Source organism: Plesiocystis pacifica SIR-1, from assembly GCF_000170895.1.
In the GTDB taxonomy this organism is placed as follows: domain Bacteria; phylum Myxococcota_A; class Polyangia; order Nannocystales; family Nannocystaceae; genus Plesiocystis; species Plesiocystis pacifica.
In genome coordinates this window covers 1-16,247 of the sequence record NZ_ABCS01000156.1, presented here as the reverse complement: position 1 = coordinate 16,247, position 16,247 = coordinate 1, and the positions used below count along the sequence as shown (strand labels likewise).

9 protein-coding genes and 2 pseudogenes are annotated in these 16,247 nt (G+C 69.9%); 7 read left to right on the top strand and 4 right to left on the bottom strand.

The annotated features are described in order from the left end of the window. The 6 genes and pseudogenes from PPSIR1_RS39165 to PPSIR1_RS39145 all read left to right on the top strand — a co-directional run. A partial coding sequence (locus PPSIR1_RS39165) for a hypothetical protein (RefSeq protein ID WP_006976847.1) occupies positions 1–539 on the top strand: 539 nt, incomplete at its 5' end. Between the two features lie 45 nt (positions 540–584). Further along, entirely contained in the window at positions 585–1,295 is a 711-nt protein-coding gene (locus tag PPSIR1_RS39160; RefSeq protein WP_006976846.1) for a transglutaminase-like domain-containing protein, read from the top strand. A 63-nt stretch (positions 1,296–1,358) separates the two neighbouring features. Continuing rightward, positions 1,359–3,197: an eCIS core domain-containing protein gene (locus tag PPSIR1_RS39155; protein ID WP_006976845.1), complete on the top strand. Its 1,839-nt coding sequence runs from the start codon at positions 1,359–1,361 to the stop codon at positions 3,195–3,197. A 104-nt stretch (positions 3,198–3,301) separates the two neighbouring features. After that, on the top strand, positions 3,302–4,498 hold the full coding sequence (locus tag PPSIR1_RS48840) for a hypothetical protein (RefSeq protein ID WP_157596444.1): 1,197 nt from the start codon (positions 3,302–3,304) through the stop codon (positions 4,496–4,498). A gap of 238 nt (positions 4,499–4,736) precedes the next feature. After that, a pseudogene (locus PPSIR1_RS47110) lies at positions 4,737–4,898 on the top strand (integrase core domain-containing protein); the annotation flags it as partial. A gap of 80 nt (positions 4,899–4,978) precedes the next feature. Further along, positions 4,979–6,226, top strand: a complete 1,248-nt coding sequence (locus tag PPSIR1_RS39145) for an ISL3 family transposase (RefSeq protein ID WP_006976843.1) — start codon at positions 4,979–4,981, stop codon at positions 6,224–6,226. A 147-nt stretch (positions 6,227–6,373) separates the two neighbouring features. Here PPSIR1_RS39145 and PPSIR1_RS39140 read toward each other — a convergent pair whose 3' ends face one another. Further along, positions 6,374–11,149, bottom strand: coding sequence for a glutamate synthase-related protein (locus tag PPSIR1_RS39140; RefSeq protein ID WP_006976842.1), 4,776 nt, complete (start codon positions 11,147–11,149; stop codon positions 6,374–6,376). After that, entirely contained in the window at positions 11,149–12,441 is a 1,293-nt protein-coding gene (locus tag PPSIR1_RS39135) for an ammonium transporter (protein ID WP_006976841.1), read from the bottom strand. The genes PPSIR1_RS39140 and PPSIR1_RS39135 overlap by 1 nt, the downstream gene beginning before the upstream one ends. Before the next feature lie 186 nt (positions 12,442–12,627). Between PPSIR1_RS39135 and PPSIR1_RS39130 the strand changes: the two genes are divergently transcribed. Further along, positions 12,628–14,151 carry a sigma-54-dependent Fis family transcriptional regulator gene (locus PPSIR1_RS39130; protein WP_006976840.1) on the top strand — a complete coding sequence of 508 codons (1,524 nt, stop codon included), beginning with the start codon at positions 12,628–12,630 and terminating at the stop codon, positions 14,149–14,151. Here PPSIR1_RS39130 and PPSIR1_RS39125 read toward each other — a convergent pair whose 3' ends face one another. Together PPSIR1_RS39125 and PPSIR1_RS39120 are read right to left on the bottom strand one after the other, a co-directional pair. After that, positions 14,152–15,330 carry a hypothetical protein gene (locus PPSIR1_RS39125; protein WP_006976839.1) on the bottom strand — a complete coding sequence of 393 codons (1,179 nt, stop codon included), beginning with the start codon at positions 15,328–15,330 and terminating at the stop codon, positions 14,152–14,154. 345 nt (positions 15,331–15,675) lie between these two features. After that, positions 15,676–16,247, bottom strand: a pseudogene (locus PPSIR1_RS39120) (IS1182-like element ISPlpa2 family transposase); the annotation flags it as partial.

The following is a 16,247-nucleotide window of genomic DNA, read 5'->3' as shown; positions in this document are numbered from 1 at the left end:
CGGCCCCGACCACGGACGAGGACGGCTCCGAGGACACGACCGAGGACACGACCGAGGGCAGCTCGGACACCGACGGGGAGACCGAGACCACCGACGGCGAGACCACCGAGAGTGAGACCACCGAGGGTGAGACCACCGAGTCCGAGACCACCGAGGGCGAGACCACCGAAGGCGAGACCACCGAGGGTGAGACCGGCGCGGGCTCGTCCTTCGCCGAGGTCGTGTGGCCGATCTTCGAGGCCAACAGCTGCACCTCGCCCTACTGCCACGGCTCCGCCGCGGCCAACCTCGACTTCGGCGACGTCGAGGCGGGCTACGCCGCGCTCGTGGGCGTCGCCGCCGAGGTCCAGGCCTGCGACGCGACCGAGCGCGTGGTCGAGGGCGCCCCCGAAGACAGCGTGCTGTGGCTGCGCGTGCGCCCCAGCGCCCTCGACGAGGGCATGGAGTGCGCGCCCAAGATGCCCCAGGGCTCCGAGGGCCTGAGCGAGGCCGACGCGCAGATCATCGAAGACTGGATCGCCGGCGGCGCCCTGCCCTGAGCGTCGATGGCGTGCCGCGGTGATCTTGGCCTAAGATCGCCGCGGATGGCCGCGCCCCCTCGACCCACGAAACAGCGCTCCCGGGGCGCCTTCGCCTCGGTCCTGCTCGGCATCATCCTCGCCCTGCTCGCGGCCACGGTGATCCTGATGATCGTCTACCCCGACGAGGCCCGCGAGCTCCTGCAAGACAGCGGCCTCCGCGAGGCCGTCGAGCAGATCGAGCGCGAGGACGCCCACGGCGGGCGAGCCCAATACCTCGACGCCGTCGCCCCCCGCGACGAGGGCGTCCGCGAGCTCGCCATCGAGATCACCCGCAAGTGCAAGGAGCAAGACCGCGGCTGCGAGGCCAGCCGGCTGCTCACCCACGTGGCGAGCAAGATCAAGTACGTCAGCGATCCCCGCGGAGAGGGGGACTTCGTCCAGCCGCCGATGCGCACCGTCGAGCTCGGCGCGGGCGACTGCGAGGACCAGACCATCCTGCTCGCGTCGTTGTTCGAGGCCGTCGGGATCCGCACCCTGCTCGCGTTCACGGACAACCACGTCTACGCCATGGCTTGCACCGAGGAGCCCATCGCCAAGCGCCACCTGGGCAAGGGCGCGGTGTCCTACGCCATCGACGGGGGCGAGCTGCATTGCTACCCGGCCGAACCCACCAACCCCAAGGCCAGGCTCGGGCAAGAGCACGAGCACGAGGGCTTCCTGCACGTCGCCGACCCCGTCGACGGCTCGATCCACCAGTTCGTGCGCGAGGGCTGAGGACGGCACCAGCTGGCATCCGACACCACGGAGGACGCGGGCGGGGCCTGATACCCTTCGACCATGCGTACTCACGCCGCGCCTGGCCGGACCCGCTCCGAGCCCGTCAACGCCCCGACCGCGCGGGCGCAAGCCAAGCCCGACTCGCCGATCCAGCGCCACGCCGACGCGAGCGCGCCGGTCCAGACCCTCGCCAGCTTGCAGCGCCTCGCCGACGACAGCCCGCGGGTCCGCGAGCAGGTCCAGGACATCGCCAGCGAGGGCGTGTCCGGGCCCGGCTCGAGCTACCCCCACGCGGCGCGCATCCAGTCCGCCTTTGGCCGCCACTCGATCACGGGCATGCGCGCGCACATGGGCGAGACGGCCAAGCAGTCGGCCCAGGACCTGGGCGCGCGGGCCTACGCGACCCAGGGCCAGGTCGCCTTCGGGCGCGCGTCCCCCGGGCTGTTCGACGCCGCCCACGAGGCCGCCCACGTGATGCAGCAGCGCGCCGGCGTGGCGCCAGGCGGGCTGAGCTCCCCGGGCGATCGCTGGGAGCGGCACGCCGACACCGTGGCCGAAGCCGTGACCGCGGGGCGCAGCGCCGAGTCGCTGCTCGACTCCATGCCCGGCGGACGCATGAGCGCCGGCTCCGGCTCCGGCTCCGGCTCCGGCTCCGGGGCGAACTCGGGCTCGGGCAGCAACTCGAACTCCGTGCAGCGTCGGGGCGAGACCGCGGCGGTGATGGGCTCGAAGAACGCCGGCTACCGCCGGGGCAACCGGCGCGGCTCGATCACCAACACCCAGGGCGAGTCCCGGGCCAAGATGGACTACGCCCGCAAGCTGACCTCCGACAAGGAGGGCGGCTACCGCCGCGGGGTGTTCCGCGACTACACCAAGGAGCAGGCCCTCGCCCTCGTCCCGGGCCTCAACGAGGACGGCTACGCGGCCTGGTTCACGGCCAACGAGATGCACGTCTCCCGCGTCGTCTACGACGTGCTGCGCGGGGCCAACTGCGGCGACTTCGCCTTCGGCACGGGCTCGCGGCTGATCCAGGCGACCACCGGGCAGTGGGTCCACTACGGCGCCATGAAGGACCCCTACGACCACGCCTTCGCCCTGACCTACTCCGAGCGCATCCGCAACGGCGACCTGCCCCGGCGGGTCAACAAGAAGAAGGCCCTCATCGCCGACACCTGGGCCGACAACCTCGTGACCACCCTCGAGGAGTTCATGGCCGGCGACAACCCCTACAGCGACGTCCTGAGCAACAGCGACATCGAGATCAAGCGCGGCCTGCTCGCCCGGGGCCAGACGGTCTACAACCAGGAGTTCCCCCAGCTGCTGCGCACGCGCCTGGCCACCAAGGCCACCACCATGTGGCAAGAGGACCACTTCCAGCAGACCGAGTGGAAGGAGCGGGCCATGCGCGAGCGGACCAACTCGGACGTGTTCGACTTCCCGACCACGCAGCGCATGAACGTCCGCTTCAAGAACGGCACCCAGCTGTTCCCGCACCTCACCGGCCTCAACAACCAAGACCGCGACACGGCCATCAACCACTGGAACGGCCACGACGGGGCCTGCTTCGACTGGGACGAGATGCCGGCCACGCTGCTGGCCATCGAGGGGCTGATCGCCATCGGCGGCACCGCGCAGACCAAGACCTACTCGCTGATGAACGCCCTGGACAACAACGGCAAGCGCCAGTCCATGCTCCGCGGCCTGGACGTCGGCGTGCTGTGGACCTACCTCGACAACCAGAACATCCTGAACAACTCGAGCTGGAACAACTCGGCGCGCAGCGGCGGCAAGCCGACCATGCGCCACGTCGTCCGCCGCCTCGGCGATACGCGCCTGGCCTGCTCAAGACCCACCTCAACGGGACGACGCACTGGGCGACCTACGTCGTGCCCTACCTGAGCAAGGCGCAAAAGCGGACCCTCGGAACTTGAGGGCCCGCGCTCTTGCTAGCTAGCCCGCGGGGTTCACCACTGGCACTCTTCTTCAAGCCGCTGAAGTCACAGGTGAGCGATGACTCATACGCACGTTATTGGCCCTGCAACTCGACCGTCGAAGATCATATTGAGTTCAGCCCCGATATCATATCGAGATACCTGATTTATGATTGGCTTCCCGACTTGGGGGCGATCAACGCGAGCGATTTCATGGGATGGCCCGCACGACTGACCGAGTCGGTGCAAGGGCCGCTCGGTGAGCGTACATACCTCGGTTTACAGTCAAGGGTCGGGCTCAGTGAACGACAGTGGTCTGGTTTCTTGTCTTGGATGATCGGAGTCGCAGGCGCTCGACACGTCCTCGCTCGAGAGGGCTATGGTTGGGTTGCTCCCGCGAGTGCGTTCTACCCTGAGGCACGCGCTGAAGTTGCCACCGGGGCACTCCCGCCTGGACTGATCCCGACCGAACTCATGGTCGCAAGGCCCTCTCCTCCCACGTCGAACTTGAGACCCGACTATCTTGCCGTTCGAAAGAACGACAAGGGCTTGTACGAACTGGCCCTCGCAGAAGCGAAGGGGACGGGCGACGCCCTTCAGAACAAAGAAGTTTGTCCGCCTCGATGGCGAGAGCAAGTGCGGAACGCCACGGTATCGTGGCAGGGGCGAGGGGTTGTTGTTTCTCGACACATCGTTATTGCGACTCGATCGAACTCGAAGGCGAAGTACGCGGAGACACGTCGATTTCAGATTCGGGCATGGAACTCTGAAGAGCCAGAATCTGTGGATCAGCCGGGCGTAATCCGTGCAATTGCAGTTGTTCAACTCTACGGCCTGGCGAGAAACTTAGCCTTGCCTAAACTCGCAAAGGGCATCCTCATGGGCGAATGGCTTCGACTTCAGGAATTTCACCGCGAAGACGGGCTGGCCATCGGCGGGCGGAACGAGATGAAGACGGAGCATGTACAGGACCAACTGCTGGAGCAACAAAAGTTGTTCTATGCAGAACTGGAGCGGCTGGATGAACACAGTGCCCGCATTGGTTCAGGCGTGAGCACCTATAGCATCGAACTCATGCCGGAGCTGTTGCAGCTGATGCGCCGGCTAGCGACTCCGAAGACCATTGTTGAATCTCAGAGCTTCGTCGATTACATGGACAAGAGCCAATTACTGAGGACAGCCGACTCGACATATCCCGAGCAGAGCGATGAGCCTTCATGGGTGTTCCCTGGCGTCAGAGTTCACGTGAAACATCGAGGCTCCGACTAGCGACTAGCCTGCGACTATAAGGCTCAGAGCAAACTGCCAGTTTTGGATTTCTCAAGAGGTCGTTCAGGATCATTAGTTGTCCGTCCAGGAACCCTTCGAGATGTTGGAGGCGCCAACCAGACCAACGGACGAACGGAACGGGATGAACTTGCACTCTTGTCCCGGAATCGGCCCACGAAGTCGAGAGCTCCTTGTGAATCGTATCGAGCAGGCTCATTTCGAGTGGCCTGCTCCGAGGCTCGGCATCAAGCACTGCCGCACTCGGCCCTACTCGCCGCAGACCAACGGCAAGGCCGAGCGCTTCATCCAGTCGATGCTCCGCGAGTGCGCCTACGCCCGGACCTACACGACCTCGGGACACCGCCGCCTCGGGCTGGCGGCTTGGGTCCGCCTCTACAATCTGGGGCTTCAGGATTTTGAGTGGGTCACCCCGCTGGGAACCCTGGTACGCCCCCTCCAGCCCAGGCATGCTGAGAGCCCGTGCGCGACCGAGACCTCTACGCCAAGCTCCTTGGAATCGAAGACCCCTGGTACGTCCGCGACGTTGACCCGCGCCTCGAGGCTGGGGAGGTCGAGATCTTCATCTCCCGAGACGAGCGCGCCGAGCTCCCGTGCCCAGTCTGCGGGGCCGCGGCCGGGCGCTACGACACGCGGACTCGCACCTGGAGGCACCTCGACACCATGCAGTACAAGACCCTCCTGACCGCCGAGGTCCCGCGGGTCAAGTGCGCCGAGCATGGCGTCAAGCAGCTGAAGGTGCCCTGGGCCGAGCCCGGCTCGAGGTTCACCGCGATGTTCGAGGCGCTCGTCATCGACTGGCTCAAAGAGGCCAGCGTGTCCGCCGTGGCGAGGATGCTGCGCATGACCTGGGACGAGGTCGACGGCGTCATGACCCGAGCCGTCGCGCGGGGCCTCGAGCGCAGGCAGTCCCAGCCTCTGCGGAACATCGGCATCGACGAGACCTCGTTTCAAAAGCGCCACGAGTACGTGACCGTGGTCTACGACTGCGACCCTAAGCACGTCGTCGACGTCCTCGACAACCGCCGCCAGTTCGACCTCGAGGAATTCTACTTTGGCACCCCCCTCGAACACCTCCAGAGCCTGGAGTCGGTGTCGATGGACATGTGGGGGCCCTACGTCCAGGCGACGCTGATCCACGTCCCTGACGCGGAGCGGAAGATCGCCTTCGACCGCTTCCACGTGGCCAAGCACATCAACGAAGGGGTCAACAAGGTGCGGGTCGATGAGCACGCCGAGCTGCGCGAGCTCGGAGACCGGACCCTGACCGGGACTCGCTACCTGTGGCTGAAGAACCCCGAGAACATGACGGCCAAGAGCCGGCTTCGCTTCGAGGCCCTGCGCGGGAGCTCGCTGCGAGTAGCGAGGGCGTGGGCGATGAAGGAGGCCGCGCGCCAGCTGTGGAGCTACGAGCGGCGGGGCTGGGCGCGGCGGGCTTGGAAGCGGCTCATCGGCTGGATGGCGCGGTCTCGACTGCCGCCGATGGTCAAGGTCGGCCGGACCCTGCGGGCGCACCTGTGGGGCATCGTGAACGCGATCGTTCTCGGGGCTACGAACGCCTCACTCGAAGCGGTGAACTCGAAGATCCAGGCGCTGAAGAAACGGGCGTGCGGGTATCGGAGCCGGGCTCGGTTTCGGAGCGCGATCTTGTTTCACTGCGGGGGGCTCGAGCTCTATCCGAGCGCTCATCTCGCCCACACGAATTCCTGAAGCGCCTACAATCTCAAGCGGCCTCGAATTCAGACCTAACAGCTAGTCGGGCATTGGCGCACCAGTGGACATAGCACCCTCTGTGACGAGGCCTGAGCGTACCCGGTTTTGTCCTTCACGGGTCTCGCCCCGCGTGGTCGGCGACTGCTAGGGCGCGCTCGCTCGCACCGGCGCGGCTGAGTCTGAGCGAAGCGTGGACGCCTCGGCCTCCGCCCAAGCCCGCTTGGCGCCGCGCGCCGCCACGAGCACGAACTCCCGCCGGGTCTGCTCCCAGTCCGCGAGCAAGGCCCCGGCCGTGCGCGAGCCGGTCCGCTCGAAGTGCTCCTCGAGCAAGGTCTGCAGCTCGAGCTCGGCGTCCTCGTCCCCCGCGAGGGCGTGGGCCTCGACGCTGGCCGCGTCGACGGCCTCGGCCTCGCTCGCGCGCAGGTAGAGCCGCCCGCCGCTCATGCCCGCGCCGACGTTGCCGCCCACGGGCCCGAGGACCGCGACCACCCCGCCGGTCATGTACTCGCACACGTGCATGCCCGCGCCCTCGAGCACCGCCCGCGCGCCGGAGTTGCGCACGGCGAAGCGATCGCCAGCGCGGCCGCGCAGGTAGAGGGCGCCGCCCGTGGCCCCGTAGAGCGCGCAGTTGCCGATCAGCACGTTGTCCTCGGCGACGAAGCCCGCGTCCTCGGGGGCGACCACGGTCACGCACCCGCCGGACATGCTCTTGGCGACGGAGTCGTTGGCTTCGCCGACCAGGCGCACGCTCAGGCCCTCGACCAGGAAGCACGCGAAGCCCTGACCGGCGCTGCCGCGGAACTCGAGGCGCGCGCTCTCGGGCAGGGGGAAAAAGCGCGTGGGATCCGAGTCGGGGTCGACGCCGAAGCTGTGCCCGCGCCGGGGCTCGAGGTCGAGGGCGTGCATCCGGCCCGCGTGGGCCCGCTCGGCGATCTCGCCGGACAAGCGCGCGAGCACGGCCCGGTCCGTGGGCTCGATGGGGAAGCTCGCGTCGATGGGCTGGCCGCGATCGAGCTTGGCCACCACCTCGCCGAGCAGGCGGTGCTCGAGGCCGCTCAGGCCCTCGTGCGACGCGGACGGCGAGGGCGGGGCCCCGAGGGCCTCCTCGACCAAGGCCCCGAGCTGAGCGCGGTCGAGCTTGGTCACCACCTCCCCGAGCAGGCGACGCTCGAGCACGCTCAGGGGCAGCTTCGAGGCGGACCCGGACACCGGCCGGCTCGACGCCGACAGCGGGGCCTCCGACGCGCCCGCCAGGAGGCCCGAGAGGTCGAGGCCCTGGGCCTGCATGAGCCCCAGGTGGCGTGCGGCCGGCCGCAGCAGCTCCGCCCGGCCGACGAGCGCCTCGATCGAGGGCACGCCCAGCTTGGCCAGCAGCTCGCGCACGTCCTCGGCCAACCGCTCGAGCAGGGCGACCACGGCCTCGGGCGAGCCGCGGTACTTGGCCTTGAACTTGGGGTCGTGGGTGGCGATGCCCCGGGGGCAGCGGTTGTGCTCGCACACCCGCGCCATCACGCAGCCCTGGGCGATGAGCAGCAGCTTGCCAAAGGCGAAGCCCTCGGCCCCCAGCGCCGCGGCGACGACCAGGTCGAAGGCCGTGCTCAGGCCCCCGTCGACGCGCAGGGTCACGCGCTCGCGCATGCCGTGCTCGACCAGGGCGCGGTGCGCCTCGCTCAAGCCCAGCTCCCAGGGCGTCCCGGCGTGCTTCATGGAGCTCAGCGGGGCCGCGCCCGTGCCCCCGTCGCCGCCGCTGATGTGGATGACGTCCGCGCCCGCCTTGGCCACGCCCACGGCGATGGTCCCGATGTCCACGCCCGAGACCAGCTTGACCGCGATCCGGGCCCAGGGGTTGACCGCCCGCAGCTCGTAGATGAGCTGCTTGAGGTCCTCGATGGAGTAGATGTCGTGCATCGGCGGGGGCGAGATCAGCGTGACCCCCTCGTCGGCGTTGCGCGCCTTGGCGATGGCCGCGTCGACCTTCACGCCCATGAGCTGCCCGCCCTCCCCGGGCTTGGCCCCCTGGGCGATCTTGATCTCGATCTCCTCGGCGGTGACCAGGTACTCCGCGTCGACGCCGAAGCGCCCGGACGCGACCTGCTTGGTCGTCGCCGTGGTCCCGTCGACGAAGTACCAGGGGTTCTCGCCGCCCTCGCCCGAGTTGCTGCGCCCGCCGACCCGCGCCATGGCGACGATGATGTCGCGCTGCGCCTCGGCGCTGATGGCCCCAAAGGACATCGCGCCCGCGCCGAAGCGGGCCGTGATCGCCGAGGCGGCCTCGACCTCGTGCACGGGCAGGGCCGGACCGATGGGCCGCAGGTCGAGGAGCTGGCGCAGGTGCACCGGATGCTCGGGCTGGCCCGCGGCCTGGTGCTCCGCCCAGCCCCCCTCGGCCTCGCTCCCCGCCCCGGCGCCTTCGCCGAGCAAGGTCAGCCGATGGATCTGTCGGGAGCGCGCGGCCGTCATCGAGTGGCCCTCGCCGTGGCGACCTCGCGGGTGCTCCTTGAACAGGTGGCGCTTGGGCAGCAGGGGGCCGAGCGCCCTGGGCTTGGCGCCGTCCTCGAGCGCCGCCTCGGCGGCGTCCCGGGTCAGCAGCATGTCGCGGGCGAGCTCCGGCAGGTCCAGGCCCCCGATCGGGCTGCGCAGGCCGGGGAAGGCCGCGTCGAGCAGGCGCTGGCTCAGGCCCAGGCTCGAGAACAGCTTGGCGCTCTGGTAGCTGCGGACCACCGAGATGCCCATCTTGCTCATGGCCTTGAGCAAGCCGGCCTCGAGGGCCCGACGCAGGCGCCCCTCGGCCAGGAGCGGGCGGCCGTGCAGGGGGTCGCCGGCGGGCTGTCGCTTGGCCCACTCGCGCGCGAGCTGGCAGGCCAGGTAGGGGCACACCGCCGTCGCCCCAAAGCCCACGGCGCACGCGAGCTGATGGGTGCTGCGCACGTCCCCGGTGTCGAGGACCAGGGAAGACTCGAGGCGCAGGCCCTCGCGGTTGAGGGCGACCACGGCCGCGCGCAGGGCCAACAAGCTGGGGATCGGCGGCCGCTCGAGGCTCGCCCCGCGATCGCTGAGGATGACCACGGCGCGGCCTGCCTCGGCCGCCGCCAGGGTCTTCGCGGCGATGGCCTGCAGCGCCTCGTCGAGGGCCGCCCCCCCGCCAGCCTCCAGGACTTCGGCGTCGACGCAGGTGTCGATGTGCACCGCCCGAAGCCGGGGCTTGCCCGTCGCGCCCCCTGCCCCGCCGTCCACGAGCTCCTCGAGATAGGCCATCTGCGCCAGCCCCAGCACCGGGCTGCGCAGGCGCAGGCCCGGCGTCTGCGGGAGCAGCTCCTTGGCCCGGAAGATGTTCGGGCGCTTGCCCAGGTAGGTCGAGAGATCGGTGACGCTGCGCTCGCGGATGTAGTCCAGGGGCGGGTTGGTGACCTGCGCGAAGGTCTGGAAGAAGTAGTCGTAGAAGCTGCGCACCTGGTCCGAGAACACCGCCGGCCGGGCCGTGTCGCCCATGGACCCGAGGGCCTCCTTGCCGGCGCGGAACATCGGCTCGAGCACGACCCGGAGCTCCTCGGGGTCGAGGCCAAACACGGGCAGCTGATCGGGCTCGAGGCTCGGCAAGCTGTCCGCCGCGGCCCGACCGGCGCCGACGGGGTCGAGGTCCGAGGCGGCGATGTCGAACAGCCGCGCGTCGAAGCGCGCCCCCTCGTTCTCCCGCGACACCGAGGGATCGCGAAAGTGCAGCGCGCCGGTGTCGAGGTCGACCTTGACCCCCGAGCCCGCGGCCAGCGAGCCCTGGGCCGTCACCTCCGCCGGATCCAGCCCAAAGATGCCCGCCTCGGAAGCGAGCGCGAACAGGGCCTCGGTCTGGGCCCAGCGCGCGGGTCGGAAGCCGTTGCGATCGAGGCGCGCGCCCGCGGCCCGGCCGTCGGCCCAGGCGATCAACGCCGGCCCGTCCCAGGGCTCCATGGCCCGGCCCCAGAAGCTGTAGAAGTCGTTGCGGACCCCCGCCGTCGGCATGGTGATGGCCAGGATGTCCTCGACCTGGGGGATCGACGAGCGCACCCGCAGGGCCTCGACGTGCTCGTTGAGGTTGCCGGAGTCCGAGGTCCCGAAGTGGCTGAGCAGCTCCCCGGGCGCCAGGCCCAGGGCCTGCTCGCGGGAGTAAGACCAGCTGCGGTTGCCGGCGATGGTGTTGATCTCCCCGTTGTGCGCGACGAGCCTAAAGGGCTGAGCCTTGTCCCAGGAGGTGCGCGTGTTCGTGGAGAAGCGCCGGTGGAACAGGGCGAAGCGCGTGCGGTAGCGGGGGTTGAGCAGATCCGGGTAGAAGGCGCCCAGATCTTCGGCCCGGGTCAGCGCCTTGTAGACGACGGTCCGGCACGACAGCGAGGCGAAGGACAGCGCCTCGGTCGCCCCGGCCCCAGCTCGGGCCCGGGGCCGCTTCGACAGGCGCTCGTGCAAACGCGTGCGCGTGGTCTGCTTGGCCCGGTACAGCCGCTCTTCGAAGCTCGCCTCGGTCCGACACGCCCGCGGCCGGGCGATGATCGCCTGGACGATGGTCGGCAGGCTGCCCCGGGCCAGGGTCCCGAGCACCCCCGGGCGCGTGGGCACCTCGCGGTAGCGGAGCACGGCCAGGTCGAACACGCGGAAGGTGTCCTCGAACAGCTCGAGCACCAGCTCGCGCTCGCGCTCGATGAACAAGCTGGCCAGGGCGACGGACTGGGGCTCGCAGTCGATCAGCGCCCAGGGGATGTCGGTCATGATCCCCGCGCCGTCGCTGCTGCGGCCGTCGGCCGCCACCGCCCCGCGGTGCTCGACCCGGGCGAGGGCGTCGAGGGCCTGGGCCAGGGTCGCGTGGGTCGCCTGGCCGTCTCGTCGAGCCAAAAGCCCGACCCCGCACGCGGAGCGCTCGCGCTCGCTTCCAAACAGGCTCGTCGTCGTCATCAGCTCATCCTCCCGAGCAGGTAGGCCTCGGACCCGTGCTCATCGATGTCGAGGCCGCGGCGCTCCTCGTCGGCGCCCACGCGAATCCCCAGGGTCCGCTCGAGGGCCCAAAACAGCCCCCAGGCGCTGGCGAAGCTAAAGGCCCCGACGGCCCCCACGCCCACGAGCTGGCCGACGAGGGAGACCTCGGGGACGAGCACGCCCACGGCCACGGTCCCCCACGCGCCGCACACCAGGTGGACCGAGATGGCGCCCACGGGGTCGTCGAGGCGCAGCCGGTCAAAGAGCATGACCGCGACGACCACCACCGTGCCCGCGCTCAGGCCCAAGAGCACGGCCTGCCCAGGGCTGATCACGTCCGCGCCCGCGGTCACGGCTACCAAGCCCCCGAGGGCGCCGTTGAGGGCCATGGACAGGTCGGGCTTGCCCTGCACCTGCCACGAGGTCGCCGCGGCCGTGACGATGCCGCCCGCGCCCCCGAGGGCCGTGACCACCAGCACCCGCGAGATGGCCCCGGCCTCGGCCGAGAGCACCGAGCCGCCGTTGAAGCCGAACCATCCGAACCACAGCAAGAAGGTGCCGACGGTCGCCAGCGGCATGCTGTGGCCGCGGATCGGCACGATCGCGAAGGGCTCGCGGTACTTGCCCAGGCGCGGGCCGAGGACGATCGCGCCCGCGAGCGCACCCCAGCCGCCGACGCCGTGGACCACCGTCGAGCCGGCGAAGTCGTGGAAGCCCCGGGCCGCCAGCCAGCCCCCGCCCCACTGCCACATGCCGACGATGGGGTAGACGAGGGCGACGAACAGGGTCGAGAAGATCAGGAAGGCGTCGAGGCGGGCGCGCTCGGCCACGGCCCCGGACACGATGGTCGCCGCCGTCGCGGCGAACATCCCCTGGAACAGGAAGTCGGTCCAGTAGGTGTAGGCCCCGTCGGCGTAGGCGAAGGTCTCGGCGTCCGCGGGCGGCTGCAGGCCAAAGCCCGCGAAGCCGATCACCCCGCCCGCGAAGGCCTCGCCCGGGTACATCAGCGAGAAGCCCACGCCCGCGTAGGTCAGCAGCCCGATGGCCACGACGCACAGGTTCTTGAACAGGATGTTGACCGTGTTCTTGGCCTGGGTCAGGCCCGCCTCGAGGGTCGCGAAGCCCAGGTGCATGGCGAACACGAGCACCGTGGCGACGAGCATCCAGACGTTGTTGACGAGGAGCTCGAGGGCCTGCAGGGCCTGCTCCGGATCCCCCTCGGGGTTGGCCCAGGCCGCGCCCGGAGTCAGGAGCAGGCCGGCAAAAAACACTGTCGAAAGCCCAACTTTGGAGAGCGTCGCCGTGCGAGAGGGACTCATGCGCATCACCCGTGCTCCCAGCTAACTTCGTTCCAGCTCGGCTGCGCTCAACAAATGTGAGAGATTTCAGCAACTTGGCTCACGCACCTGATCCTACACTTGTGTAGGGCTACGGATCATGCCTACCTTTTCGTAGGCATGATGGCGGATCCGAGCTTGCTGCGCAGCCCCACCCAGGCCCTCAACGAGGGGATGGAACTGCGTTCCGTCGTCAACAGCATCCTCCGGATGCTCGCCGAGCGGCCCGCGATGGTGCACCCCTACCTGACCCTGGTCGAGCCCGAGAGCGGCGAGTCCCACCTCGAAGAGGCGCCGGACATGACCCCCGAGCAGCAGCGCCGGATCCGGCCACGCCACGGCGAGGGCATCGTCGGCCGCGTCGTCCAGAGCGGCCGGACCCGCGTGGTCCACGGCTCGAGCGACAGCTTCCTCAACCGCCTCGGCCGATCCGAGCCCGAAGGCATGTCCTTCATCTGCGCCCCCTTGCGCCAGCGCGACGGCGAGATCGTCGGGACCCTGGCCGTCGACCACCGCGGCCAGGACCCCGCCGCGCTCCAGGGCGACGTGCTGCTCATCGAGGCCCTCGCGGAGATGCTCGGCCGGGCCATCGAGCTGCGCCGGCGCTCCATGGCCGAGCGCGAGGCCGTCGAGCTCGAGAACCAGCGCCTGCGCGCCGAGCTGCGCGGGCGCTTCCGCGTCGCCAACATCATCGGCAACCACAAGTCCATGGCCCAGGTCTACGACCGCATCGCTCGGGTCTCGAGCGCCGACACCACCGTGCTGCTGCGGGGCGAGAGCGGCACCGGCAAGGAGCTGGTCGCCCGCGCCATCCACTTCGCCTCGCCCCGGGCCGAGGCCCCCTTCGTCGCGGTCAACTGCGCGGCCCTCCCCGAGGGCACCCTCGAGAGCGAGCTCTTCGGCCACGAGCGCGGGGCCTTCACCGGCGCCATCGGGGCCCGCAAGGGTCGCTTCGAGCTCGCCGACGGCGGCACCCTGTTCCTCGACGAGATCGGCGAGCTGCGCCCCCACACCCAGGTCAAGCTGCTCCGTGTCCTCCAAGAGCGCCGCTTCGAGCGGGTCGGCGGCGCGACCACGCGGCGCTGCGACGTCCGGGTGCTGACGGCCACCCACGCCGACCTCGAGGCCGCCATGGCCCGGGGGGAGTTCCGCGAGGACCTCTACTACCGGCTCAACGTGTTCGAGATCATGCTCCCGCCCCTGCGTGAGCGCGGCGAGGACATCCTCGCGCTGGCCGACTTCTTCGTCGAGCGCTACGGGCCCCGCCAGCGCCCGCCGGTGACCCGCATCGGCCACGACGCCGCCCGGCACCTGCTGGCCTGGGACTGGCCCGGGAACGTGCGCGAGCTCGAGAACTGCATCGAGCGCGCCGTACTGCTGACCAACGACGGGGTGATCGAGGCCGAGCACCTGCCGCCGACCTTGCGCGGCGCCGCGGGGCCGAGCCGCGCTCGCGCCTCCAACACCCCCGCGAGTCGAGCCGTCGCCGAAGGGCGGACCCTCGACGAGGCCCTCGAGGCGGTCGAGCGCGAGATCCTCGAGCGGGCGCTGGCGGACAGCGGGGGGAATCGGGCGAGCGCAGCCCGGGCGCTCGGGATCAGCGAGCGGCGCATGGGGCTGCGAGTGAAGAAATACAGGCTCTGATCAGGCCTCGACCAAAAATCCCAGGTTCCCCAGCACCGTCAGCACCTCGACGATCTCCCCGGGCCCCAGGGCCTCGTGGGCGTGGGCCGAGCACAGCGCGTCGACCTCCACGCTCGCCCCCAGCGCGAGCTGGTTGAGCGCCGCGAACAACCCGAGCACGGGCTCCCGCGACTCGCGGTCTGGCCAGTCCAGGGTCCGCCCGCACACGCCGACGATCAGCGCGTCCTCCCACAGCGCGTGCGCGATGGGGAAGGCGCCCAGACGGCGCAGCGTCATCCCAGGCGCGACGTAGGCCCGCTCGTCGGGCACGGGCAAGGTCGCGGCGCCCCCCAGGGTCTCGACCTCGAGGGCGCGCACCACCTCCGCCCGACTCCGCGGCGAGGCGCGATCGATGACCAGGCTCAGGCCCATGATGGGCTCGCCTGCGTCGAGGGACTCGAAGCCGTGCACGTGGGTCCCCGGCCAGAACACCACGTCGCCGGGCTCGAGCTCCACGACCCAGTCGGGCTCGCGCTGCGGCGCGACGCGGCCGTTGGCGTCCTCGACCCACGCCGCGTCGTCCTCGTTGAGCACCAGGCCCTCCCAAAACAGCCCGCGCCGCCGGCCGGTGAGGGCGACCTGAAACACGAGCTCCTGGTGGGGGTCGACGTGGAAACCAAAGGGCGTGCGCGGGTAGTCGCCCACGAAGGCGTTGTAGCGGTAGGTCCGCGGCCCGGTGTGGCCGAGGATGGGCGCGAACAGGGCCTGCAAGCGCGCGAGGGCCTCGAAGCTCGCGCCCTCGAGGCCCGGCGCCTGCATGCCGAAGGCGCCGCCCAGGGCCGCGTGGGTCGAGCGCGCCCACTCGGCGTAGCTGCCGTGCTCGGGCCCGGGCAAAAAGGGCGCCGGCTCGAGGATCATCGCCCCGTCCTTGTAGATCTCCGCGGGCCGCCCAGGATCGGGGGCCGGGAGTTCGACGGGCTCCTCGACGTCGAGGCCCCAGCTGCGCTTGACCGCGCGGATCTTCGCCGCCGCCGTGCTCGCGCGCTCGCGCGGGTGCACGGCCTGGATCCACGCGAACACCTCCTCGACGGAGAACAGCTCGCCAATCTCGGCGGCCCGGAGCACCGCGGGGCTCCCGTCGATGAACAGGGCCTCGAGGCGCGCGGCGGCGTGGGTGAGTCGGGCGGCCAGATCGGTCACGACCGCGGTGTCGCAAGTTTGGCGCCCCCCGTAAAGCTCAGGGTCGGCCAAAACGAGTTTGGCCGACCCTCTGTCTACTTTAGCCGTCGTGGACGACGCCACGCCCTCCCTGCCCCACGTCCACGACTCAGAGGCTGTAAGTCTTTCCCCGAAGTCGTGCACGGACTCGGGCCGACGCGAGTGACGCACGGCTTGGACCTCTCCCTTGACCGCCGATACTCCTGCCCAAGCATCGGCAGCTGCTCCGGCGGAGGCCCGGGAGGCTGCTCAGCTGCTCCGGCGGAGGCCCGGGAGGCAGCTCAGCTGCTCCGGCGGAGGCCCGGGAGGCAGCTCAGCGCCCGCCGCTCATGCCGGCATCGGCACCAGCTTCGTCCACTTCAGCAGGTTGTAGGTCAGCGCCATCCACAGCCCCACCGTCCTCACCTTCGACTCCCCTCGGACCGGTAGCTGCTGCAGCCCGCGCCATGCTCGAAGGTCCGCGTTGACCAGCTCCGCGTGTGCCCCTCGCTGCCGGTACTTCCTCTTGGCCGACTCGGTCTTCATCCGCCTTCGCCACCGCCACGTCTCATCCGTGTCCTTGGGCTTGCGGGCGTAGGGGTCGTCCTCCTCGTCTCGCGGCTTGGGCACCGGCGCATAGACTCGCGTCCCTTTGGCCTCCATCTCGTGGATGGCTGCGAGCTTCACGAAGCCTCCGTCGACCAGCCACTCCCGAGGGCGCACTCCCGTACGCGCGAGCACCTGCGCGCACATCGGAAGCATCTGGCTCTTGTCACTCCCGACGTTCGTCACGCCCACACCCACGATGAAATTCTCCTTGGTGTCTTGCGCAAACTGAAGGTTGAAGGACGGCCGCCACCCTCCGTCTCCCATCTTCATCACCCGAGCCTCTGGGTCCGTCGTACTCACCCGACGCTCCT